Source organism: Streptomyces sp. NPDC048295, assembly GCF_040652135.1.
Taxonomy (GTDB): domain Bacteria; phylum Actinomycetota; class Actinomycetes; order Streptomycetales; family Streptomycetaceae; genus Streptomyces.
Genome location: NZ_JBEZLL010000002.1, coordinates 337,202 through 358,315, shown reverse-complemented (window position 1 = coordinate 358,315; position 21,114 = coordinate 337,202). Strand labels below are relative to the sequence as shown.

The following is a 21,114-nucleotide window of genomic DNA, read 5'->3' as shown; positions in this document are numbered from 1 at the left end:
GGCTCGGCCATGCCCCGAATCCGCCGCGTACCGCTCGCGCTCATACCGCTGCTCCTCCTGCCACTCACCGGCTGCGGCTCCGGCACGGGCGGCGAGAGCAAGCCAGAGTCCGCACCGGCCGCCGACGGTTTTCCCTACACGGTCACCAACTGCGGCACGAAGACGACTTTCGACGCCCCTCCGAAGCGGGTCGTCACCATGAACCAGCACGTCACCGAGATCATGCTGGCCCTCGGGCTCCAGGACCGGCTGGCCGGGACCGCCTACCTCGACGACAGCATCCTGCCGGAGTACCGGTCCGCGTACGCCGGGACCAAAGTGCTCGCGAAGGAATACCCCTCCAAGGAAGTACTGCTCGGCGCCAACCCCGACTTCGTCTACGGCGGGTACAGCAGCGCGTTCGACAAGGCCAAGGGCCAGGACCGGGCGGGGCTCCAGAAGGACGGCATCAACACCCGGCTGAACATCGAGAACTGCGCCAAGGGCAAGGTCGGTATCGATCAGCTCGCCACCGAGATCACCGAAGTCGCCAGGACCTTCGGCGTACCGGAACGCGGCAGGAAGCTGATCGCCGAGGAGCGACAGAAGATCACGACGGTCGAGGCGGGGCTCAAGGGCGCCGCACGTCCCTCGGTGTTCGTGTACGACTCCGGCGACAGCTCGGCGTTCACCGCGGGCGGCAAGGGCATCGGCAACGAGATCGTCCGGCTCGCCGGGGGCAGAAACGTCTTCACGGACCTCGACTCCACCTTCGGCGACGTGTCCTGGGAGCAGGTCATCAAGCGCAAGCCCGAGGTGGTCGTGATCTACGACTACGGGGGCACCACGGTGGCGGCCAAGAAGAAGCGGCTGCTCGACGATCCGGCACTCGCGGACGTACCGGCGATCAAGAACAAGAAGTTCGCGGTGCTCCCGCTGTCCTCGGCCGTGCTCGGTGTCCGGGTCGCCGACGCCGTACAGGACCTGGCCGGGCAGCTGCACCCCGGCACCCCGTGAGCGCGGGGTCCGCCCGCCCCGGTCCGAAGTCCGTCCTCCGCTCGGCCCCCGTCGTGATCGGCGTCCTCACGGTGCTGCTGCTCGCGGCGGTGGTGGCCGGTCTGGCGCTCGGCCCGGTACGGATTCCGCCGGGCGAGGTGCTGAGTACGGTCCTGGGCGGTGAACGCACCGGTGCATACCCGACGATCGTGTGGGAGGTGCGGCTGCCCAGGGTGCTGCTCGGGGCCGTGGTCGGCGCCGGGCTGGCCCTGTCGGGCACGGTGCTCCAGGCGCTGGTGCGTAATCCGTTGGCCGATCCGTTTCTGCTGGGCGCCTCGTCCGGGGCATCAGCGGGCGCTGCCGTGGTCGTCGTGCTGGGAGTCGGCGCCGGGGCGGCCACCGACGTGGCGCTGCCCATTGCCGCGTTCATCGGGTCCATGGCAGCGCTGGTCGCCGTCTACGCGATGGCCCGGCGCGGCGGCACCATGACAACGGGCCGGCTGATTCTGGCCGGGGTGGCGGTCCAGTACGTACTGTCCGCGTTCACCAGCCTGATCCTGGTGTTGTCCTCGCGGGCCGAGCATGTGCGGGCGATCCTGTTCTGGACCCTGGGCGGCCTGGGTGGCGCCCGCTGGGACCAACTGGCGCTGCCCGCCGTGGTACTGGGCGTCGGGGCCGTACTCCTGATCAGCCTGGCCCGTCCGCTGGATCTGCTGCTGACCGGGGAGGAAGGGGCCCGCAGCCTCGGCCTGGACCCCGGACGCTTCCGGGGCGGGGTCTTCGTGCTGGTGTCACTGATCATCGGCGTGCTGGTCGCCTACAGCGGGGCGATCGGGTTCGTCGGCCTGATGATTCCGCACGCCGCCCGGATGATCGTCGGCGCGTCCCATCGCAGACTGCTGCCGGTGACCGCGCTCGGCGGTGCCGTCTTCCTGCTGCTGGCCGATCTGCTGGCGCGGACCGTGGCAGCGCCCGAAGAGGTTCCCGCCGGAGTGGTCACCGCCCTGGTGGGCGGCCCGTTCTTCCTCTGGCTGCTGCGCCGCTCCAGCCGTACCGAAGGGATCACCGGATGAGCCAGGCACCGTCCCCGACGGCGCTCGCCGCCGACGGGATCAGCTACGAGGTGGCCGGCCGTACCCTGCTCGACGCGGTCACGCTGGACGCGGCCCCCGGCGAGACGGTCGGCCTGGTCGGGCCCAACGGCAGCGGCAAGACCACCTTCCTGCGCTGTGTCTACGGTGCCCTGCGCCCCGCAGCGGGTCGGGTCCTCCTGGACGGAGCGGACGCCGCGGCCCTCGGTGTGAAGGAACGCGCCCGCCGCGTCGCCGTCGTCCCGCAGGACAGCCCCGGCACCTTCGGCCTGACCGTACGCCAGATCGTGGCGATGGGCCGAAGCCCGCACAAACGGTTCTGGGAGCAGGACGACGCCGACGACGCCCGCCGCATCGACCGGGCGCTCCAGCGCGTCGGCACGGCGTCCCTGGCCGACCGGCGGTTCGAAGAGCTGTCGGGCGGGGAACGGCAACGGGCTCTGATCGCCCGCGCCCTGGTCCAGGAACCGGGGCTGCTGGCGCTCGACGAACCCACGAACCATCTGGACATCCGCTACCAGTTGGAGATCCTTGGCCTGGTAAGAACCCTCGGCACCACCAATCTGCTGGTGCTGCACGACCTCAACCTGGCCGCTTCCTACTGCGACCGGCTGTTCGTCCTGAGCGCCGGACGACTGGTGGCCTCCGGTTCCCCGCACGCGGTACTGACGGAAGAACTGCTGGCCGAGGTATACGGAATACGGTCCCGGATCGGCGTCCACCCGGTCACCGGCTCCCCCAACGTCGTCTACCTCCCGCTGTCATGAGTGACGGCACTTCCCCCGTCTGGACGCCCTTGCGGCACGGGCCGCGCTGGCAGGTCACCGAAGGCGAACCCTCCGCGGGCGAATCAGGGGCGTGGCTGGCAGCCGACCGACTGGCCGATCCGGCGGGCGTGGAGCTGTCGGTTCTGTTGGAGCGCGAACACACCGGCAGCGGCCACCGCACCGGTCATGCGACCGCGCTGACCCTGATGGCGGTGTACGCGGGCTGGGTCACTGCCGCCGCCGTACTCCATTGGGCACTGTACGACGAGGTCCCGGACATGCGGTCCGGCAATGTCCTGGTGCGCCCCGCCGCGCACGGGATCGGCGGAGTCCGGGTGCGCAGTGCCCGGCTCCTGGTGCCCCGGGCCGGGGAGGATTCCGTACGGCTGTTGCACCGCACCGTGCTCGACGGGCATCTGCTGCCCATCGCCGATGCGTTGCACCGTCGTACCCGCGCCGGGGCCAGGCAGTTGAGTGGAGGGATCGCCCATGGCTGCGCCACGGCGCTGTGCGCGTACGAGGCCCGGGTGGATCTGCTGGCCGCCCGGTGGCGGCAGTTCGTGGACACCGCACCCGGCGGACTCGCGGCGCTGGGCGAGGTGGAACGGGTCCGGCGTACACCGGACGGCCCGGAGCGGCTGGTCTATCTGCGCAACACCTGCTGTCTGTACTACACGAGTGCGGAGGCGGTGCGATGTGCGAGCTGTTGTCTGACAAGCCGCGAGGAGCGGATACGGGCTTACACGAGGCCGAAGTAGAACCAACGGGCACGGGTATCCGTGGGGTTCTCGGCGCAACAGGCGGCTGTCCAGGGCAATGCGGTGACCTGCGGGTCAGCGGTGGGGGAACGCCGGTGGGCGCTTCTCCGCAAAGGCCCTCATGCCCTCCTTCCGGTCGGCGGTGGCGAAGACGGCGTGGAGGAGTCAGCGGCCAGCAGCGCCTGTCGAACCGGTCCTGGGTCACCGCCTGCAGCAGCCGGGCGCCGGGGCCGCCGCCATGTGCTTGGGCCGAGACGGCGAGTTCGTCCGCCTCCCGGGCACCGCACGGCCGGTCGGCGGCGCGTTCTCCGCCCAGCCCCGCCGATATCCCCGGGTAGCAGCGGCTGGTGGGAAGGGGGCCGGGGCCGTCCGTGCCGTCACCCGGCCGACCACCGTGTGTCGTCCGGGGCGAGCGCGACAGTGAACCCGGGCCTGTCGATGTCCTCGGCGAGCCGCTCCGGATAGGCATCGGCCTTCCCGGCGCCTCGCCCCGGGGCGGTGCACCGAACGCGTCCGCGTACACGGCGCGCAGGCCATGCCCGTGCGACAGCGGCTCGCCGCCAAGGACCGGCCGTACGACAGCGGCCATCACCGGGCGATCCCCGCCGCGGCCGGGAGCGGGGTCAGGGAGGCGAACCCGAGCGGGGCGGACTGGTCGCTGGACGCGTCCAGCGGAGCGAGTTCCGCTCCGGAGCGTACGAGGAGGTCACCAACGGCCGCGATCACGGCGCCGTTGTCGGTGCACAGCGTCATCGGCGGCACGCGCAGCTCGACACCGGAGGCGGCGTGCCTGACGCGGGCGGTCGGCGGCCCCTCGGGACGGTACGAACGGCTGAGAGGCGTGGCTTTCGGGCCCGTCCGTGGCAAGCTCCGCCTCTGCGGTGCCGTGAACGGTGCGGGTACGGCGCCGCAAACGAAGGGGCGGGCGCGTGCCTGCCGGGGCGGACGGACCGATGACCCGAATGTGCTGCGGCGCGGAGCGATGCCCTGCGCGCTCGACGGGCAAGGATCTCCAAGGCGGAGGCCCCTGTCTCCTCCCGAGCAGAAACTTGAAGGACAACTGCCCCTGATTCCGCCACCATCATCCAATGACCACAGAACCGCATCTGCTGTCCCTCCGCATCGTCGTGCCACCGCTGGGAAGTCGACAAGGCTCCGTGGAATGCCGACCGCTCATCGACGGACGAGACGTCCTGGCCGAAGTGTTCGATGCGGGTCCGGCAGATGACCCTCGAAGTCTCTTGGGGCCGGATGCACCGCTTCGCGCGACAGACACCCCCCGTGAGGTTCGGCTTGCCACGGCCGAGTGCACGGAAGGATGCTGCGGCGCTGTCTACGTGACCATCAGGCGCGAAGGGCAACACGTGATCTGGAGCGGCTGGCGCAACCCGGACGAGGGTGATGTCGATCTTCCAGAGCTTCGATTCGACGTCGGTCAGTACGAGGTGGAGGTCCGCCGGGCCTCGACGGACCACAGTTGGGAGTGGCCGGCCCGAACAGTCGCCAGGCTTCTGGAGGAAAGGCTCCGGAAGGACGTCGGCCGGCTGACGACCTGGGAATGCGAGCCGGGAGCCGTCTCGGCCTGGCACTGGGAGCCTGACCAGATCAATGTCTTCCTGTTCCATCCCGGCCTTTCCGCGATCGGGGAAGACCGTCCCTGGCTTCAGTTCAGAATGGTCCTTCCGGTCTCCGGAGACGACCCGGCTGATCAAGCAGAGCTCCTGGAGGCGCGTCTCATGGCCGAGGACCCCCGCGAGGTCGCCGAGATCTGCGGCGGTTCGAAGATGTCTGCCGATCAGCTCGGCTACCCCTGGCCGGGCCCCCGACGACGTGCATGACGCATGGTCGAGGCGCGGAGGCCGCCGGTCACGAGGGCGCCGTGCTCGGTGAGCAGTCCGGTGGGCGGTGCGCAGGCCCGCACAGCCGAGCCCGTCGGGAAGGGGCAGGGTGTGCCGGTGGCCGGCCGGCGCGTACGGGGCGAAGCCGGCGGGCGGCGTCGGCGTTCGAGCGCCACCGCGTGCGCGCGCACCACGATCCGGCCGGGGCCCGGGGCGGGGACGGGTAGGACCGGGGCCGTGGAACGTGCCCTCCCCCTGGTCACCGTTCAGGTCCCTCGTTTCGCTCGCCGCGCAGGGAGGGGCCGCGGGCGAGCAGGAAGCTCAGCGCCGCGTAGTCCGATCCGGGGCGGCGGACGGGCATGAACACCTCCAGCCGGTCGCCTTCGGTGCGGTAGCCGGCCTTGGTGGCGCGCGCCGACAGGGCCGGGCTGCCGACGTGCGCCGCCAGTCCTCGTACGTCGATCCGGACGCCGTTGTCCGGGTTCCCTGAGACGTAGGTGATCCGGGACCAGTCCAGCGTTCCGGGGAAGGGCGCGAGCGTGAGCCCGTCGCGAGTGAACGTCAAGGCTCCCCAGCGCAGTTCACCGCCCGCGGCCAGCTCCTCCAGCTGCCGCGCCGCGAGGGCCTCGGCGACGCCCTGCGACGCGCGCGTGGAGAACGCCTGGGCAGTGCCGAGGGGCGCCGCCGCGGCCAGGCGCCAGAAGCCGGATTCCTGACGGACCTTGATGTAGTCCAAACCTCTGAGGCGGATCGGGCCTCCCTCGTACGGACGGATGACCGTCTTGAGCACGTCGTGCGAGTGGCCGAGGTTGATGTGGACGGAAACCTTGGTCGCCTCCACGGAGGCGATCTCGTGCCAGGCGTAGCACGACGTGCGGCGCCCGGGGCGTCGTAGCTCGAAGCCGTGCTCGTACTCGTGGATCCGGATCCGGGTGTGCCGGACACTGAGTGCGATACAGACCGCGGCCGCCCCGGGGATGGCCCAGAAGGCGAGGCGGAACGAGGACTCCTCGTCGTAGTAGTCACCGGCGATGGTGCACATCACGATGAACGCGATGACCAGCGGGACGAGAACGGTGAGGGGCCGCCTCGGCAGAGCCCCCTGGTAGGTCCACACTCGCTCCCCCAGCCGCCTGGGCTGCTCGCCGCGCCCCGCTGCCGCGTCTGCCGCCAACACACACCTCGCATGATCGTCCGCTTCCACACCGTCGAGTCTCGGGCCGGTGTGCGCGCGGCGGTACGGGAGAACTACTCAATTACGCCTGCTGCTCGGTCGCGCGACTTCGGTGCGGTGGCGGTGCGGTCGCCGTGCGTCCGTAAGATGGCCCCTCGTGGAGACGGGGGCAGGCGCGGGGGCGTTCGTCGGGGCCGGCGGCGAGCTGACGTCGCTGATCGGGCGGCGGGCGGAGACGGCCCGGATCGCCGGCCTGCTCTCCCGCGCGCGCCTGGTCACGCTCAGCGGGGTCGGCGGTGTGGGCAAGACCCGGCTGGCGCTGCGTGTGGCGGCAACCATGACGGGGTCCTTCCCCGACGGCGTGTACGTGGCCGAGCTCGCCGACCTCAGGGATCCCGAGCTGCTCGCGCCGAGCGTGCTCGGCGCCCTCGACGTGGCGAACCCGGGGTGCCCCGGTGCCGACGCGACGGCCGCCCTCGCGGCCCGCCTTGGCGAGCGGCGCGTGCTGCTCGTCCTGGACAACTGCGAGCACCTGATCGACGCCTGCGCCCGCCTCACCGACACACTGCTGCGGGCCGTACCCGGGCTGCGCGTGCTGGCGACCAGTCGGCAGCCGCTCGGCATCGCGGGCGAACAGGTCTTCCCCGTGGAGCCCTTGCCTGTGCCGAACACGGGCGAAGCCGGGCGCGCGGGGCATCGTCTGCGTGACCTGAACGGCAATCCGGCGGTCGCTCTGTTCGTCGAGCGGGCCGCCGCCGTGCTGCCCGGCTTCGCCGTGACCGAGTCCGATGCAACCGCCGTCGCCGAACTCGTACGCCGTCTGGACGGGCTGCCGTTCGCGATCGAGCTGGCCGCGGCCCGCGTCCGGAGCCTGACGCCGCTGGAGATTCTGGAGCGGCTCACGGACCGGTTCGCGCTGCTGACCGGAGGCAGCCGTGTCGCGCCGGACCGGCAGCGCACCTTGCGGACGTTGATCGACTGGAGCCACGAACTGTGCACGGCGCGCGAACGGCTGCTGTGGGCGCGGGCCTCGGTGTTCCGCGGCGGCTTCGACCTTGAAGGTCTGGGACGGGTCTGCACGGACGCCGACCTGCCGCCCGCCGCCGTGCTCGACACCCTCGACGCACTAGTGGTCAGGTCGATCGTCAACTGCCGTCAGGAGCATGGTCGTTCGCGCTATCACATGCTGGAGACGGTGCGGGAGTACGGGCACGAGCGGCTGGCTGCGGCGGGCCCTCCCGACGTGCTCCGCAGCCGCCACCGGGACCACTACGCCGAACTGACCGCACGTGCCGGGCAGGAGTGGTTCGGGGCCCGGCAGGTCGACTGGTTCACACGGCTGCGTCTGGACCACCCGAACCTGCGCGCGGCACTGGAGTTCTGTCTGGAGCGGCCCGGACAGGCGCGGGCCGGTCTCGCCCTGGCCGTGTCTCCCCGGCACTACTGGATCACGGCGGGCCTGCTGGCCGAGGGCCGCCGCTGGCTGTCGCTGCTGCTGGCCGCCGACCACGCGCAGGTCCTCGACGAAGCGGCCGGCCCCGACGCCGCCATCCGCGTACAGGCCCAGGTCACCGACACGTATCTGGGCATCCTGCAGGGTGCCCCGGACTCCGATGTGCAGCGCGCGCTCGCCGCGTGCGAGGCGGCGGCCCGGCTGGACGGCAACCGGCGGGAGTCGGCGTGGGTGTGGCACCACCACGGAATCCTCGCCGTCTGGCGCGAGGACTACGCGAGCGCCGCCGAGCTGTTCGCGCGGGCACGCACGGAGTTCCGCGCGCAGGGCTGCCTCGACGCGGCTCTCGAATGCCGGGTCAAGTTCGCCATCGCGCACGCCTACGGAGGTGAGGCCACCGAGGCCGACGAGGCGTGCGGCGAGGTCGAAACGGCCGCCCGCACCCACGGCGAGTCATGGCTCCACGGCATGGCCCTGCTCGCCCGCGCCCTGCTCGCCCGGCGCGCGGACGCGCCCGCCGACGCGATCGCGCACGCCAGGGAGGCCATCGCCCGGCTGCGCCCGTTCCAGGACTGGTGGGACGTGGCCATGTGCGTGGAGGTCGTCGCGTGGAGCACCCAGGACACCCCGCGGCGCGCGGCCCGGCTCCTGGGCGTGCTGCAGCTGCTGTGGGAGTCGCTGGGCGGGCGACTGGGCTCGGCACCGTTCATGCGCGCGCAGCATCTGCGCTTCGAGGCCGCGGTGCGGGAGGCACTGCCCGGCGCCGCCTTCGACCGGGAGTTCCGCCGCGGGGCGCGTGCCACCGTGGACGAGGCGATGGCGTACGTACTGGACGACGCCGCCGGGACGCCGGGGCTGACCCGGCGCGAGAGCCAGGTCGCGGAGCTGGTCGCCGAAGGCCTCACCAACAAGGACATAGCGGTGCGCCTGACGATCGCCCGGCGCACCGCGGAGAACCATGTCGAACGCCTCCTGGGCAAGCTGGGGCTCACCTCGCGCACGCAACTGGCGGTGTGGGCGTACGAGCAGCGCGACAGACCTGCCGGGAGCTGACGGCGGTCGCCAGGGACGCCATCCCCCTCGACGCGGAGCGACACTCGTCGGGCTCCGCCTTCTGCCTCCTCCCGAGAACAGATGTTCAGGGGTCGGACATGTACGCACTGCAAGCGAGCGGTACGTACTCCGTTTCCTGCTCGGCAGTCGACGCATCACCGGGGCCGGGCCTCCCGACCGATCCGGGCGCGGCCGTATCCGTGCCGCCTTGCACCGATCCGGTCCCACCGCTGCCGGATCGTCGTCGGCCGCCGCGCGGTCCCGCCCCCGAGCGAGCCCCTACCGCACGCACCTTCGACCCCGCAGTGTTACAAAAGGCACTGTGGTTAGTCGTTTCGGCCGATTCTGGAGCGCACAGATCCGGTCACTCAGAGGTAAGTATCCCCGGAGTCTCGCAGGCCAGGTCTTCGCCCTGCAGGTGACTGTGGTCGTGCTCCTCGTGGCCGCTGCGGTACTGGCGCTCGTAGTGCAGTCCCGGCACGACAGCAACGCAGAGGCGAGAACCCGTTCCGTCGCCGTCGCGCAGACATTCGCCCACTCACCGGGCCTCCTGACCGCGCTGAAGGCCCCTGATCCTTCCAGGGTGCTCCAGCCGCTCACCGAGGCGGGGCGAAAGGCGGCCGGCGTCGACTTCATCGTGGTGATGGACACGAAGGGGATCCGTTACACGCATCCCCAGCCGGAGCTGATCGGGAAGAGGGCCATCGCCACCATCGCGCCGGCCCTGGCCGGTCACGTGTACACCGAGAGCGTCAACGGCCCGCTCGGCCGCGAGGCGCAGGCGGTCGTCCCCGTCCACGATCACGCGAAGGTCGTGGCCCTGGTGGCTGCCGGCGTGAAGGTCAAGCATGTGACCGGAGCAGTGGCGCGGCAGATTCCGATCATCCTGGGTGCAGGCGCGGTTGCGCTCGGAGTGGCCACGAGCGGGACGGCCCTGGTGGCCAGGCGGCTGCGGCGGCAGACCCACCGACTGGGCCCTGCCGAGATGAACCGCATGTACGAGCACCACGACGCGGTGCTGCACGCCGTGCGCGAAGGCGTGCTCATCATCAGCAAGGACGGTCTCCTGCTGCTGGCCAACGACGAGGCCAGACGGCTGCTGGATCTGCCGGTCGACGCCGAGGGGCGGCACATCTCCGACCTGTCCGGCCTTGATCCCGGGATGGTGGAGCTGTTGGCCTCGGGCCGTGTGGCCACGGACGAAGTACACCTCGCGGGGAGACGACTGCTCACGGTGAACCAGCGGTCCACGGAACGTCACGGCGGCCCCCGGGGGACAGTCACGACCTTGCGTGACTCCACGGAGCTGCGGGCGCTGTCCGGCAGGGCGGAGAACGCCCGCGAGCGGCTGCGCCTGCTGTACGACGCCGGTCTCGGTATCGGTACCACCCTCGACGTGGCCCGTACGGCCGAGGAACTGACCAAGATCGCGGTCCCCCGGCTCGCCGACTTCGGAACCGTCGATCTGGCCGAACCGGTTCTCCACGGGGACGAACCGACCAGTGCGGACACGGAGATGCGCCGCACCGCTGTAAGCGGCATCCGGGACAGCCATCCCCTGTACGAACTCGGTCGGCTGATCAGCTTTCTCCCCGCCACACCACAGGCACGGGCCCTGGCCACCGGTCGGCCGGAGCTGGTGCCCGACCTGGCCGCCGCACCCGGCTGGCTCGCTCAGGACCCGGAGCGGACGCGGATGATCGTCGATTACGGCGTCCATTCACTCATGACGGTGCCCCTCCAGGCGCGGGGGGTCGTCCTGGGCATGGCCAACTTCTGGCGCTCCGAGAAGCCCCAGCCGTTCGAGGAGGACGACCTGTCCCTGGCCGAAGAACTGGTCGCCCGGGCGGCCGTCAGCATCGACAACGCCCGCCGCTACACCCGTGAGCACACCGTGGCCATGACTCTGCAGCGCAGCCTGCTCCCGCGGACCCTGCCCGAACAGAGCGCGCTGGTGGTCGCCCATCGCTACCTGCCCGCAACCGCTGGGGTGAGCGGCGACTGGTTCGATGTGATCCCGCTTCCGGGCAGTCGAGTGGCGCTGGTCGTCGGAGATGTCGTCGGCCATGGCCTGCACGCAGCCGCCACGATGGGACGGCTGCGCACGGCCGTACACAACTTCTCCACGCTCGACCTGCCGCCCGACGAGATCCTCCGCCACCTCGACGACCTGGTCGGGCGCATCGACCAGGAGGAGGCGGGAACCGCCGATGCGGGGATCATCGGAGCCACCTGCCTGTACGTGATCTACGATCCCGTCTCCCGCCACTGCGCCATGGCCCGGGCCGGGCACCCCCAGCCCGCACTGGTCCGGCCCGACGGCAGTGTGTCGTTCCCCGATCTTCCGGCCGGCCCTCCCCTGGGCCTTGGCGGTATGCCGTTCGAGACAGTGGACATCGAGGTGGCGGAGGGCACACAGCTCGTCCTCTACACCGACGGACTCATCGAGGACCGCACCCGGGACATCGACGTGGGGCTCGAACTGCTGCGTCAGGCCCTGGCGCACCACCCCGACCGGTCGCCGGAGGCAAGCTGCCGGGCAGTGCTCGAAGCGCTCCTGCCCAGTCGGCCGAAGGACGACGTGGCGCTGCTCATCGCCCGGACACTGGTCATCCCGCCCGACCATGTCGCCGACTGGGACGTACCGTTCGATCCTGCCGCTGTGGCGGGGATGCGCGCTGCCGCGGCCGAGAAGGTCGACGACTGGGGTCTGTCCGAGCTTGCGTTCGGCACGGAGCTGTTGCTCAGCGAGTTGATCACCAACGCCATCCGCTACGGCTCCGCACCGGTCACCGTACGACTGGTGTACGACCGCGCCCTGACCTGCGAGGTGGCCGACAGCAGCAGCACCTCGCCCCATCTGCGCGACGCCGCCGCGATGGACGAAGGTGGGCGCGGCCTGTTTCTCGTCGCACGACTGGCCGAGCGTTGGGGCACCCGCTACACCCCCCGGGGAAAGGTCATCTGGGCGGAGACCTCGCTGCCCCGGCCCGACGGGAGCGCGGAGGACATGGCGTGGTCGGATGTCCTCGGCGAGGAACTCTGACGCCCGAGGCCCGGTGAATTCCGGCGGCACAGTGCGTTGAAGGTGGCGAAGGGCGCGGGCGTGCTCGGGTTGCCCGTCGAGAAGGGGACGCGAGGCAAAGGGCGGATCAGGGTGCCTCAGGTGCCTCGGCCGTAGGGACCGGGTAGATGCACTCCTCGATCCGGTCGATGAGGCCGCCGTCCTCGAAGCTGAAGCAGACCGCGGCGTGGACCTCGCTGTCCGACCCGTCGGCCATGCTCAGGTGAAGCACCTGCTGCTGGAAGACCTCGTTCGCATTCCGGAACTGGCGGATTACGTCGTAGCGCAGCGCGTCGACGTCGGCGGCGAAGGCCTCGAACTGCTGCAGCGTCGCGTCGATCGCCCGCTCCCCCTGGCCGTCGTTCTGCCACACGGTGGCCCCGCCGGTGCACATCGACCGGCATCCGGCGAAGTCGTGGGCCTCCAGACAGCGCAGAAACGAAGTCGCTGTCTCGCTGTTGTTCTGTCGCATATCGAGTTCCCATTCGCTGTCTCGCATTGAATGTGCGGCCGGAGAACGGCCGTTCCGCGCTGTTCAGCGGCAGGTGCCGGCAGGCGTACGCCATGGCCCGGCCGGGACCCCGGCCGCCGGACGGAGCAGCCTTCAGAGCAGGTCGAGCCGGCGCAGGTCAGTGACGTACTTGCCGATGAGGGCCGCCGACAGATGGGGGATGTCCTGCCCGGGGCCGATCTTCGCAGCGTGCACAGCGGCCTGGAACCGCTCCGCGGGTATCGCCGAGCCGGGAACGCCCTCCCCGGGCTGCGCGAAGGCGTGCAGCAGGGGCAGCAGCGAGCGCTGACGCTGCCTCTCCGGCAGGGCGCGGAGCGCGGCCGTGATACGCGCGAGCCATTCGTGGTAGTCGTCGATGCGCCGGATCGGGTGACCCGCCTCCACGAGCCAGTCGACGAAGGTGTCCAGCGAGATGCCGTCGTCGTGCGGATTCAGCACATTGAAGGTCCGGTAGCCGTCGGTGGCCCGCGCGCCCAGCGCGGTGACGGCCTCTGCGGTGAAATCGACCGGCAGACCGGCGTAGTGCGCGCGGTCACCGGTCCGGTGGAACGAAGCCGGCGCGAGGCCGGTGGCGAGCAGGCTCAGCAGCAGCCGGGTGAACAAATCGGGGACATTCAGCTGTCCCCGGTACCTGCTGTGCGCGAGGATCATGTCCGACCGGAAGGTGGCGACCGGCAGGCCGCACAGGTCGTGTGCCTCCCGGAGCAGGACCTCACCGGCCCATTTGCTGGTCGCGTACCCGTTGGCGTAGCTCTCGTCGATCCGCCGCACCGGGCTGGTGCTGCGGATGTCGGCGTCCTCCGCGAGGGCCGACGTCCCGGCTCCGGCCGCTACGGCGACGGTGGACACGTAGGTGAGGGGCTTGATCCGCGCGGTGAGCGCCAGCCGGATCAGTTCCGCCGTGCCGACGACATTGGGTCCGAACAACTGTCGGTAGGGCAGTACGTGGTTGACCAGGGCGGCCGGATGGACGATCAGGTCCACGGTGTCGGCCAGGCCGTTCCACGTGTCCTCGTCCAGGCCCAGGTGCGGCTCGCCGATGTCGCCCGCGATGACGTCCAGGGTCCCTTCGGCCAGATCCCGGTACCGCCGGAGCAGTTCCGCGTCACCGCGGTCGAACGCCTCCTCAAGCCGCTTCGCCGCGGTAGCCGCGTCGCTCGCGCGGACCACGCAGATCAGCTTGCCGCCGGAGGGCGATAGCCGCTCCAGCCATTCCAGGCACAGAAACCTGCCGAGGTAGCCGCTGGCTCCGGTCAGCAGGACGGTGCGCACGGCACCGCAGGGGCGGGGCAGCGTGGGCGCGGCGGCAAGCGTCGCCGCGCCGATGAACTTTCCCAGGGTGAGGTCACCGGCGTGGACCTCGGTGCTGTTCTCACCGTGCACGGCAGCGAATGTGGGCCGCGCCGCCCCGGTCTCGCGCTCCGCCTCCACATAACTCGCCAGCCGGGCCAGGTCATTGGCCGGGCTGGTGACCACCCCGACCGGAACCTCGATGTGGAAGATCTCCTTCATGAGGAGGGAGAAGGACAGCGCGGAGAGGGAGTCCCCGCCCAGGTCCGTGAAGTGCGCGTCGGCGCCGACAGCGGTGTCCGCACAGCCCAGAAGTGCCTGGACGGCCAGGGTGACCGTCTCCAGTACCGGCCGGTCCGGACCTGCCTGGCGCAGGTCGCGCACCTGCCTGACCTGTCCTTCGGCGATCTCGGCGTACAGCCGGTCAAGAGCCTGCCCGTAGCGCTCCTTGAGCCTGGGGCGCAGCAGCTTGTGGCTCTCCGAGAGCAGGCCGTTCTCCGGGCTGAAGGGTTCGGGCTCGATCAGGAAGTCACGCGGGATCTCGTACGAGTTGAGCTCGGCCTCCCTGCCCATCTGCTGGAGCGCCTCGCTGAGCAGCGGCTTGAGCGAGCCCGGCGCCCCGCCGTCGGCCGACGCGTGGGGCGCGGGCACCACCACCGCGAGGAGGTAGGCGCGTTCGCTGTTGCCGTGCACATAGATCTGCCGGATCAGAGGGCTGCCGGTGAAGACGGTCTCCAGGCGGGAGACGGCGACGAATTCACCCTGGGACAGCTTCAGGGTGTCCTTGGTGCGGTCGACGTAGACCAGCCGGTCGGGTCCGACCTCGGCCATGACGTCGCCGGTCCGGTAGTAGCCGTCCTCGTCGAAGATCTCGGCGGTGACCTCGGGCCGCTTGTAGTACCCGGGAATGATGCTCTCCGTCCTGAGCAGCAGTTCCCCGCGCGGATGCGGCAAGTCGGTGCGGAAATAGCCCAGTTCCGGGACGTCGGCCAGCTTGTAGTCGATCACCGGAGGGCGCTGCACCACCGTGTCGAGCAGTACTCCGCCGGCCTCCGTGGAGCCGTAACCGGTGTACAGGTGGAGGTTCAGGCAGGACTCGACGAAGGCAGCCAGCTCCGGGGACAGCGGGGCGGTCCCGCAGAACGCCTTGGCGACGCGCCCGCCCAGGAGGTTCTCGCGCAGGTCCGTCATGACCGCCGTCTCGACGTCACCCGGCTCGCCGGCTCTGCGGCCAAGTTCGCTCTGGTACTGCTGGAAGAGCATGTCGCACAGGCGCGGGACCATGGTCAGCTCGGTGGGACGGATCAGCGCGATGTCCTCGAACAGGGTGGACAGGTCGCTCCTGGCGGTGAAGTGGCCGACACCGCCCCGGACGAGCGAACCCATCAGGGCGTAGCGGCCCGCGAGATGGCTCTGTGGCATGTAGAGGATGCTGATCGGGGGCCCGTCGGCCGCCCCGTAGCTGAACCCGTACCACGCGGTGCCGACCAGCCGCTGGGTGTACATGGCCCCTTTGGGTGTCCCGGTGCTGCCGGATGTGTAGATGAGAAGGGCCAGCGGATCGTCTCCCGCGTCGGCGGTGAACAGGGGGGCGGGCGGCAGGCCGGTCCCTCGTTCGATCAGCGCGGCCAGCGAGTCGACGGCCACGGGCCGGCCGGCTTCGGCCAGGCGGCCCCGGGCAGACTCGAAGGCGTTTCGCTGCTCGGCGACTTCGGGACGGTAGTCGAACACGATCATGTGCTGGATCGAGCTTCCCTCGATCACGGCTTCGACAGCGGTGTCCAGACGCTCGATGCTGGTGGCGAGGGCGCGCGGCTCCGTCTCCGCGATGATCGGTGTCAGCTGGGACAGCGGCGCACTGGACTGCAGAGGCACGGACACGGCACCGGCGTGGATGCACGCGAGGTCGAGTGTCGCGTAGTCGGTGCTGGCGAAGCCGAGCGTGCAGATGCGGTCGCCCGCGCTCAGCAGGTGCTGCGGATCGTGGTGCCACGTGGCGGCGACCGCACGGACACGTGCCCACAGTTGGCGGTAGCTGATGGTGTCGAACTTCGGGAGCAGCCGCGCCGTCGAAGCTTCCTCCGCGCGTTCACCGAGGGCCGGCCGGTCCCCGTAGCCCTCCAGCACGGCCGCCATGACCTCGGCGAGTCCCTTGTCGGGATCGCGCACTGCCGCAGTGACCGCCTCCAGTGGATCGGTCATGATCAGGCCTCCCTTGGCGTCCTGGTGATGCCGGCGCGTCCTGGCTGTGGATGTCGCCGGGCACGTGGCTGCGTGCGTTGACCGGCCGTCGATTCCGTGAGTCACTCCTCAAGGCGGCCCGCGGTGCGGCGCGCGCGGTGTGGCGCCCGGCCGTGACCGCGTGCATGTCCGCGACCGTGTCCGTGGCCGCAGATTGAGCACCCGTGGGTGCGTGCGGACCTCACCAGCTGACCGGCAGCGCTTCCACCCCGCGGATCAGACGGTTGGTACGCCAGGAGATCTGGTCGACCGGCACGGCGAGGCGCAGACCGGGCAGACGGCGGAGCAGGGATTCGAGCACGAGCCGCAGCTCCATCCTGGCCAGCTGCGCGCCGAGGCAGTGGTGCACGCCGTGCCCGAAGGTGACGTGTGGAACGCTCCCTCGGTGGAAGTCGATCTCCTCCGGGTGGTCGAACACTGCGGGATCCCTGTTGGCGATCCCCAACTCGGCGACCACCGCGTCGCCCGCTCGAATGGTCTGCCCGCTCAGTTCCACGTCCTCGATGGCGATGCGAGTGAAGCCGGCGGACGCGCTGATCGGGATGATCCGGGAGAGTTCTTCGACCGCGTCGGGCACCAGGCCGGGGTCGGCGACGAGTTTCTGCCAGAGATCGGGCCTGGTCAGCAGCGTGTAGACGAAGTTGCCGAGCTGGTTGGCGGTGGCCTCCTGGCCTGCGGACAGCAGGCTGACCCCGAGGCTGACCAGTTCCTCGTCGAGGAGCCGGTCCGCCTCGTCCTCCACATTGGCCAGCTCGCCGAGCAAGTCGTCGGTGGGGGCGGTGCGGCGGAGTGCGACCAGGCCGGCAAGGTAGTCGTTGAGGTGTCCCCGGGCCTGCGTGGACTGCGCCGGATCGGACAGCATCAGCAGGCCGTCCACCCAGACGTTGAACCGGTCGCGGTCGGCGACGGGCACGCCGAGCAGTTCGCAGATGACCGTGATCGGCAGCGGCCAGGTCAGCGTCCGGGTCAGGTCGGCAGGCCCACCTTCGGCGATCATGGTGTCGAGCAGGCCGTTCACGATCCCCTGGACGCGCGGGCGGAGCGCTTCGACACGGCGCAAGGTGAACGAATTGGCCACCCGGCGCCTCAGTCGGCTGTGCTCCGGCGGGTCCATGCTCAGCATCGAGGTGCTGGGCAGACCGGTGGCGACCGTGCGGGGGATGTCCTCGCCCACGGCGGCGGCACGGCTGAACCGGGGATCGGCCAGTACCGCCTTGACGTCCGCGTACCGTGTGACCAGCCAGGCGTCGCCACCGTAGGGCAGACTCACCCGAAGCACCGGCTGTTCACCGCAGATCTCGGCCAGCTTCGGATCGACTTCGAGTCGGTCGACCGGACCGAACGGGTAGGCCCGTATCCCTTCCCCTGTGGCGGTCATCGTGTCAGTCCTTTCAGTCCTGGCAGACGGTCGGCAGTGCATTCGGTGGCATCGGTGAAGGGGAGTTCAGGTCAGGGCCGCGCTGCGCCCGCCGTCGATGACGAGCGTGCTTCCGGTGATCCATGCGGCGCGATCCGAGACCAGGAAACCAACCGCCTCCGCGATGTCGTCCGACTGACCGATTCGCCCGAGCGGGATTTCGTCGGCCCAATCCACGGAATCGTTACCGAGGTAATCCACGATCTTTTCGCGTGCCTCGTCCGCCCCTGGCGTCATGACGTTCCCGAGAGAGACGGCGACGACGCGGATTCCCTGCGGCGCCAATTCGACCGAAAGCCCCTTGCTGTAGGTCTCCAGTGCGGACTTGGCGGCTGCGTAGTGCAGGATCATCGGATAGGACGCAATGGTGGCAATGGACGAGACGTGTACGACAACTCCGCCTCCGCTCTCACGCATGGACGGGACGAGTGCGGAATTGAGGCGGACCGCGGCAAGGAAGTTGATATCCACCGTGTGCTGCCAGTCGTTCTCGATGTCCAGTGCGCTCTGAAAGGCCCGGCAGCCACCCGCATTGTTGATGACGATGTCCACCCCGCCGAGATTCTCCAGGGCGGCGTCCGCGAACTCGCGCACACCGTCAGGCGTACTGAGGTCGGCTCTGACGAACTTGGCGGCGGACGGGGTCTGCTCGGTCGGATTGCGGGCGGACGTCACGACAACGGCGCCGGCGTCGAGCAAGTTCTGCACGATCGCGGCGCCAATACCGCGGCTGCCGCCGGTCACCACGGCCCGCTTGCCTTCCAGCTCATTGGCAGACTTTCCAGTCTTTTCAGCAAGGCGATCTCGACTCACTCCGGGATCCGCCTCCTCTCTTGCCTCAACAGGCCTTTCCGCGCATTGGATCGATAACGAAGATCAACTCTCCGAATACTTTTCGAAACGAGAGTTTCACTCCGGCCGACCGTGGCGACGCGGAATCACGATGACCACTATCAACGGCCTCCCCTACACGGTCAAGCTGATAATTTCGATGCACTGCATCGCATCATGCGATACAAGCCGGAATGACCTCTGCGACCTGGACATCGCTATCGGCACCGTCAATAATCATGCGCTACCGGTATGCGGCAGCAGCATTTTCCGCACAGCTCGGGAACGTTTCGCCAAGGGCTGCCCCGCACTGCTTGATGGATCAGCGCGCGGCAGTGGGACGCGTGGTGAAACGGGTGCACACGGGGCGTCCGTGTAAGCAGTGCCGACACATCTGGAGGAACAATGGCCAGCCTGGACGAGCCGTTCACCGTGGGCGACCTCACGGTCCCCAACCGGATCGTCATGGCCCCGATGACCAGGATGCAGTCCCCCGGCGGCGTGCCGGGCCTGGACGTGGCGGAGTACTACGCCCGCCGGGCGGCCCACCAGGTCGGACTGATCATCACCGAGGGCACCTACATCAACCGGGCCGCCGCCGGAGCGTACGAGAACGTGCCCCACTTCTACGGCGAGCAACCCCTCGCCGGCTGGGCCCATGTGGTGCGGCGGGTGCACCAGGCCGGCGGCAGGATCATTCCTCAGCTGTGGCACACCGGGGTCGCACGCTTCGGGACGGAACCGCCCGCGGAGGGCCCGTCCGGGCTCGGACTCGATGGCGCCCCGGCCGGCCGTGCCATGACCCGGCGGGACATCGACGACACGGTGGCCGCATTCACGGAGGCCGCCGCGACCGCGGAGCGGCTCGGGTTCGACGGCGTGGAACTGCACGGCGCGCACGGCTATCTGATCGACGACTTCCTGTGGAGCGGGACCAACCGGCGTACCGACCGCTACGGCGGAGACCCGGCCTCCCGCGCCCGTTTCGGCGCCGAGATCGTGCAGGCGATCCGCGCGGCCGTCAGTCCGGGGTTCCCTGTTCTCTTCCGGCTCTCCCAGTGGAAGGTCAACCACTACGAGGCCCGCATCGCGGAGAGCCCGGACGAGCTGGCGCAGCTGCTCATGCCGCTGGCCGAGGCCGGTGTCGACGCGTTCCACGCCTCCACCCGCCGCTACTGGCTGCCCGAGTTCGACGGCAGCCCGCTCAATCTGGCCGGCTGGGCGCGCAAGCTGAGCGGCAAGGCCACGGTGACGGTCGGCTCTGTCGGCCTGGACCAGCAGTACGGTGTGGGCGACTTCGCCCAGGGCTTCACCGAGCGGGCCGGGCTGACCGGCATCGAGGAACTGGTGGCCCGCCTGGAGCGCGACGAGTTCGACCTCGTCGCTGTGGGCAGGACGCTGCTGGCCAACCCGGACTGGGCGGCGAAGGCGCTGCGCGGCGAGCTGGACCGGACCGTCCCCTACGATCCGGCCGTGCTCAGGACCCTGGTCTGACGGCGTACGTCCGCTCCCGGTGAGCGGGGGATCTCCAACGGTCGGCCGGACGATGGGCCGGCAGTTCACGAACTGCCGGCCATGTCCGCAGAGCGTTCCGTGTCACACGGCCGAATTCACCCGGCCGCTGACCGAAACCGCAGAACCCAGCACTTCCAGGAAGGCCCTGCCACGGCTGCTGAGGTGCAGATCGGGCATCATGGCCACGCCGAGGGACGAAGGCGGCACCTCTCCGGCGATCTCGACCGATCGGACCCTCCCGCCGTCCAGAGTCCGTGCATGGGCCGCGCGTTGGTACATCAACGCGAACCCGGAGCCCGCGGCCACCAGTCCGCGCATGGTCTCAGGGCTCGTTGTCGTGATCACTTGCGGCATACGGACGCCCGCAGTGGCGAACATCGTCTCGAAATGGTGGAGTACGGCCGGAACGTCCAGGGTCACGAACGGTCGAGCGGCCAGCTCGTCCAGAGCGATCGAGCCGGTCATGCCCATCGGGTCACCATCCGCCAGCAGGGCATGCACAGGCAGATCGGCCAGCGGGTGAAACCTGGCACCGCCCGACAGGAAATCGTAGGTGACAGCCAGTTCGCACCTGCCGTCCTGCAACAGTTCCACCAGCCTTTCCGATGCCTCGTGAACGTGCAACTGCATGGCCGCATAACGTTCTTCAGCCATGCGGCGGACCAGGGGCAGCAGGAAGGGGGCGATCGAGAAGAAGAATCCGACATCCAGCCGGCCGGCTGTATGGCCTGCCAGGGCATCGCCCTGAGCCTTCAGGTTTCTGGCCTGCCCCAGCAACGCGCGCGCCTCCCGGAGCAGGTGGCGGCCGCTCGGGGTCAGGGTGACACCGCGGGCGTGATGGCGGAGCAGCAGCTGCACACCGAGTTGGCGTTCCAGTCGCATCACAGCGGAGGAGACCGTCGACTGCGATGCGCAGAGCTGTTCCGCCGCCTCCGATATATTGCCGAGCTCGGCGGATACGACGAAGTACCGCAACTGCGTCAGGCTGAAGCCCAGCCGATCACTCATCGCGCACGCCCGGAGAGCTCGTGATGCGCGGCCCGTCCCCGCCGGGCACACGGTTCCGCCAGGGCGCCGGGACGCGCACACGGGCCGGCCGAATGATTCATGATCCCTCTTCTGCGTCTCGTGGTGGT

Annotated in this window: 14 protein-coding genes and 2 pseudogenes; 8 read left to right on the top strand and 8 right to left on the bottom strand. The window is 69.8% G+C overall.

Going from position 1 to position 21,114, the window contains the following annotated elements:
• Positions 1-9: 9 nt before the first annotated feature.
• Genes AB0D53_RS03920 through AB0D53_RS03905 form a run of 4 tightly spaced genes read left to right on the top strand, consistent with a single transcriptional unit; the run spans position 10 to position 3,591 of the window.
• A complete protein-coding gene (locus AB0D53_RS03920; protein WP_362439663.1) occupies positions 10-996 on the top strand; it encodes an ABC transporter substrate-binding protein in 987 nt (328 codons plus the stop codon).
• Entirely contained in the window at positions 993-2,048 is a 1,056-nt protein-coding gene (locus AB0D53_RS03915) for an iron ABC transporter permease (protein ID WP_362439660.1), read from the top strand. Before AB0D53_RS03920 ends, AB0D53_RS03915 begins: the two co-directional genes overlap by 4 nt.
• The gene (locus tag AB0D53_RS03910) at positions 2,045-2,833 is read left to right on the top strand and encodes an ABC transporter ATP-binding protein (protein ID WP_362439657.1); all 789 of its coding nucleotides are present in this window, start codon (positions 2,045-2,047) and stop codon (positions 2,831-2,833) included. The genes AB0D53_RS03915 and AB0D53_RS03910 overlap by 4 nt, the downstream gene beginning before the upstream one ends.
• The gene (locus AB0D53_RS03905) at positions 2,830-3,591 is read left to right on the top strand and encodes a (2Fe-2S)-binding protein (protein WP_362439654.1); all 762 of its coding nucleotides are present in this window, start codon (positions 2,830-2,832) and stop codon (positions 3,589-3,591) included. The genes AB0D53_RS03910 and AB0D53_RS03905 overlap by 4 nt, the downstream gene beginning before the upstream one ends.
• A 75-nt stretch (positions 3,592-3,666) precedes the next feature.
• Here AB0D53_RS03905 and AB0D53_RS03900 read toward each other — a convergent pair.
• Together AB0D53_RS03900 and AB0D53_RS03895 are read right to left on the bottom strand one after the other, a co-directional pair.
• Positions 3,667-3,762: pseudogene (locus AB0D53_RS03900) on the bottom strand (enoyl-CoA hydratase); the annotation flags it as partial.
• Between the two features lie 417 nt (positions 3,763-4,179).
• Positions 4,180-4,377 (bottom strand): annotated as a pseudogene (locus AB0D53_RS03895) (tRNA (adenosine(37)-N6)-threonylcarbamoyltransferase complex transferase subunit TsaD); the annotation flags it as partial.
• A 302-nt stretch (positions 4,378-4,679) separates the two neighbouring features.
• Here AB0D53_RS03895 and AB0D53_RS03890 point away from each other — a divergent pair.
• On the top strand, positions 4,680-5,429 hold the full coding sequence (locus AB0D53_RS03890) for a hypothetical protein (protein ID WP_362439651.1): 750 nt from the start codon (positions 4,680-4,682) through the stop codon (positions 5,427-5,429).
• A 259-nt stretch (positions 5,430-5,688) separates the two neighbouring features.
• Here the strand turns inward: AB0D53_RS03890 and AB0D53_RS03885 are convergent, their stop codons facing one another.
• Positions 5,689-6,603, bottom strand: coding sequence for a hypothetical protein (locus AB0D53_RS03885; RefSeq protein ID WP_362439648.1), 915 nt, complete (start codon positions 6,601-6,603; stop codon positions 5,689-5,691).
• A gap of 157 nt (positions 6,604-6,760) precedes the next feature.
• Between AB0D53_RS03885 and AB0D53_RS03880 the strand changes: the two genes are divergently transcribed.
• Positions 6,761-9,109 carry a LuxR C-terminal-related transcriptional regulator gene (locus AB0D53_RS03880; RefSeq protein ID WP_362439645.1) on the top strand — a complete coding sequence of 783 codons (2,349 nt, stop codon included), beginning with the start codon at positions 6,761-6,763 and terminating at the stop codon, positions 9,107-9,109.
• A 358-nt stretch (positions 9,110-9,467) separates the two neighbouring features.
• The gene (locus tag AB0D53_RS03875) at positions 9,468-12,155 is read left to right on the top strand and encodes a SpoIIE family protein phosphatase (protein ID WP_362439974.1); all 2,688 of its coding nucleotides are present in this window, start codon (positions 9,468-9,470) and stop codon (positions 12,153-12,155) included.
• Between the two features lie 106 nt (positions 12,156-12,261).
• On the opposite strand, the gene AB0D53_RS03870 is transcribed toward AB0D53_RS03875, so the two are convergent.
• From AB0D53_RS03870 to AB0D53_RS03855, 4 genes are all read right to left on the bottom strand, one after another.
• A complete protein-coding gene (locus AB0D53_RS03870) occupies positions 12,262-12,645 on the bottom strand; it encodes a nuclear transport factor 2 family protein (protein ID WP_362439642.1) in 384 nt (127 codons plus the stop codon).
• Between the two features lie 132 nt (positions 12,646-12,777).
• Positions 12,778-16,176 (bottom strand): carboxylic acid reductase, encoded by a 3,399-nt coding sequence (gene car / locus AB0D53_RS03865; protein ID WP_362439639.1) that lies wholly within the window; start codon positions 16,174-16,176, stop codon positions 12,778-12,780.
• A gap of 220 nt (positions 16,177-16,396) precedes the next feature.
• Positions 16,397-17,593 carry a cytochrome P450 gene (locus tag AB0D53_RS03860; RefSeq protein WP_362439636.1) on the bottom strand — a complete coding sequence of 399 codons (1,197 nt, stop codon included), beginning with the start codon at positions 17,591-17,593 and terminating at the stop codon, positions 16,397-16,399.
• 66 nt (positions 17,594-17,659) lie between these two features.
• Entirely contained in the window at positions 17,660-18,445 is a 786-nt protein-coding gene (locus AB0D53_RS03855) for an SDR family oxidoreductase (protein WP_362439633.1), read from the bottom strand.
• 423 nt (positions 18,446-18,868) lie between these two features.
• Between AB0D53_RS03855 and AB0D53_RS03850 the strand changes: the two genes are divergently transcribed.
• Positions 18,869-19,957: an NADH:flavin oxidoreductase gene (locus AB0D53_RS03850; RefSeq protein WP_362439630.1), complete on the top strand. Its 1,089-nt coding sequence runs from the start codon at positions 18,869-18,871 to the stop codon at positions 19,955-19,957.
• 102 nt (positions 19,958-20,059) lie between these two features.
• Here the strand turns inward: AB0D53_RS03850 and AB0D53_RS03845 are convergent, their stop codons facing one another.
• Positions 20,060-20,986, bottom strand: coding sequence for a LysR family transcriptional regulator (locus AB0D53_RS03845; protein ID WP_362439627.1), 927 nt, complete (start codon positions 20,984-20,986; stop codon positions 20,060-20,062).
• Positions 20,987-21,114 lie beyond the last annotated feature (128 nt).

Excerpts from the sequence above, each read along its gene's own strand:
- car (WP_362439639.1), bottom strand. The coding sequence starts at position 16,176 with ATGACCGATCCACTGGAGGCGGTCACTGCGGCAGTGCGCGATCCCGAC.
- AB0D53_RS03860 (WP_362439636.1), bottom strand. The coding sequence starts at position 17,593 with ATGACCGCCACAGGGGAAGGGATACGGGCCTACCCGTTCGGTCCGGTC.
- AB0D53_RS03905 (WP_362439654.1), top strand. The coding sequence starts at position 2,830 with ATGAGTGACGGCACTTCCCCCGTCTGGACGCCCTTGCGGCACGGGCCG.
- AB0D53_RS03850 (WP_362439630.1), top strand. The coding sequence starts at position 18,869 with ATGGCCAGCCTGGACGAGCCGTTCACCGTGGGCGACCTCACGGTCCCC.
- AB0D53_RS03920 (WP_362439663.1), top strand. The coding sequence starts at position 10 with ATGCCCCGAATCCGCCGCGTACCGCTCGCGCTCATACCGCTGCTCCTC.
- AB0D53_RS03870 (WP_362439642.1), bottom strand. The coding sequence starts at position 12,645 with ATGCGACAGAACAACAGCGAGACAGCGACTTCGTTTCTGCGCTGTCTG.
- AB0D53_RS03890 (WP_362439651.1), top strand. The coding sequence starts at position 4,680 with ATGACCACAGAACCGCATCTGCTGTCCCTCCGCATCGTCGTGCCACCG.
- AB0D53_RS03845 (WP_362439627.1), bottom strand. The coding sequence starts at position 20,986 with ATGAGTGATCGGCTGGGCTTCAGCCTGACGCAGTTGCGGTACTTCGTC.
- AB0D53_RS03910 (WP_362439657.1), top strand. The coding sequence starts at position 2,045 with ATGAGCCAGGCACCGTCCCCGACGGCGCTCGCCGCCGACGGGATCAGC.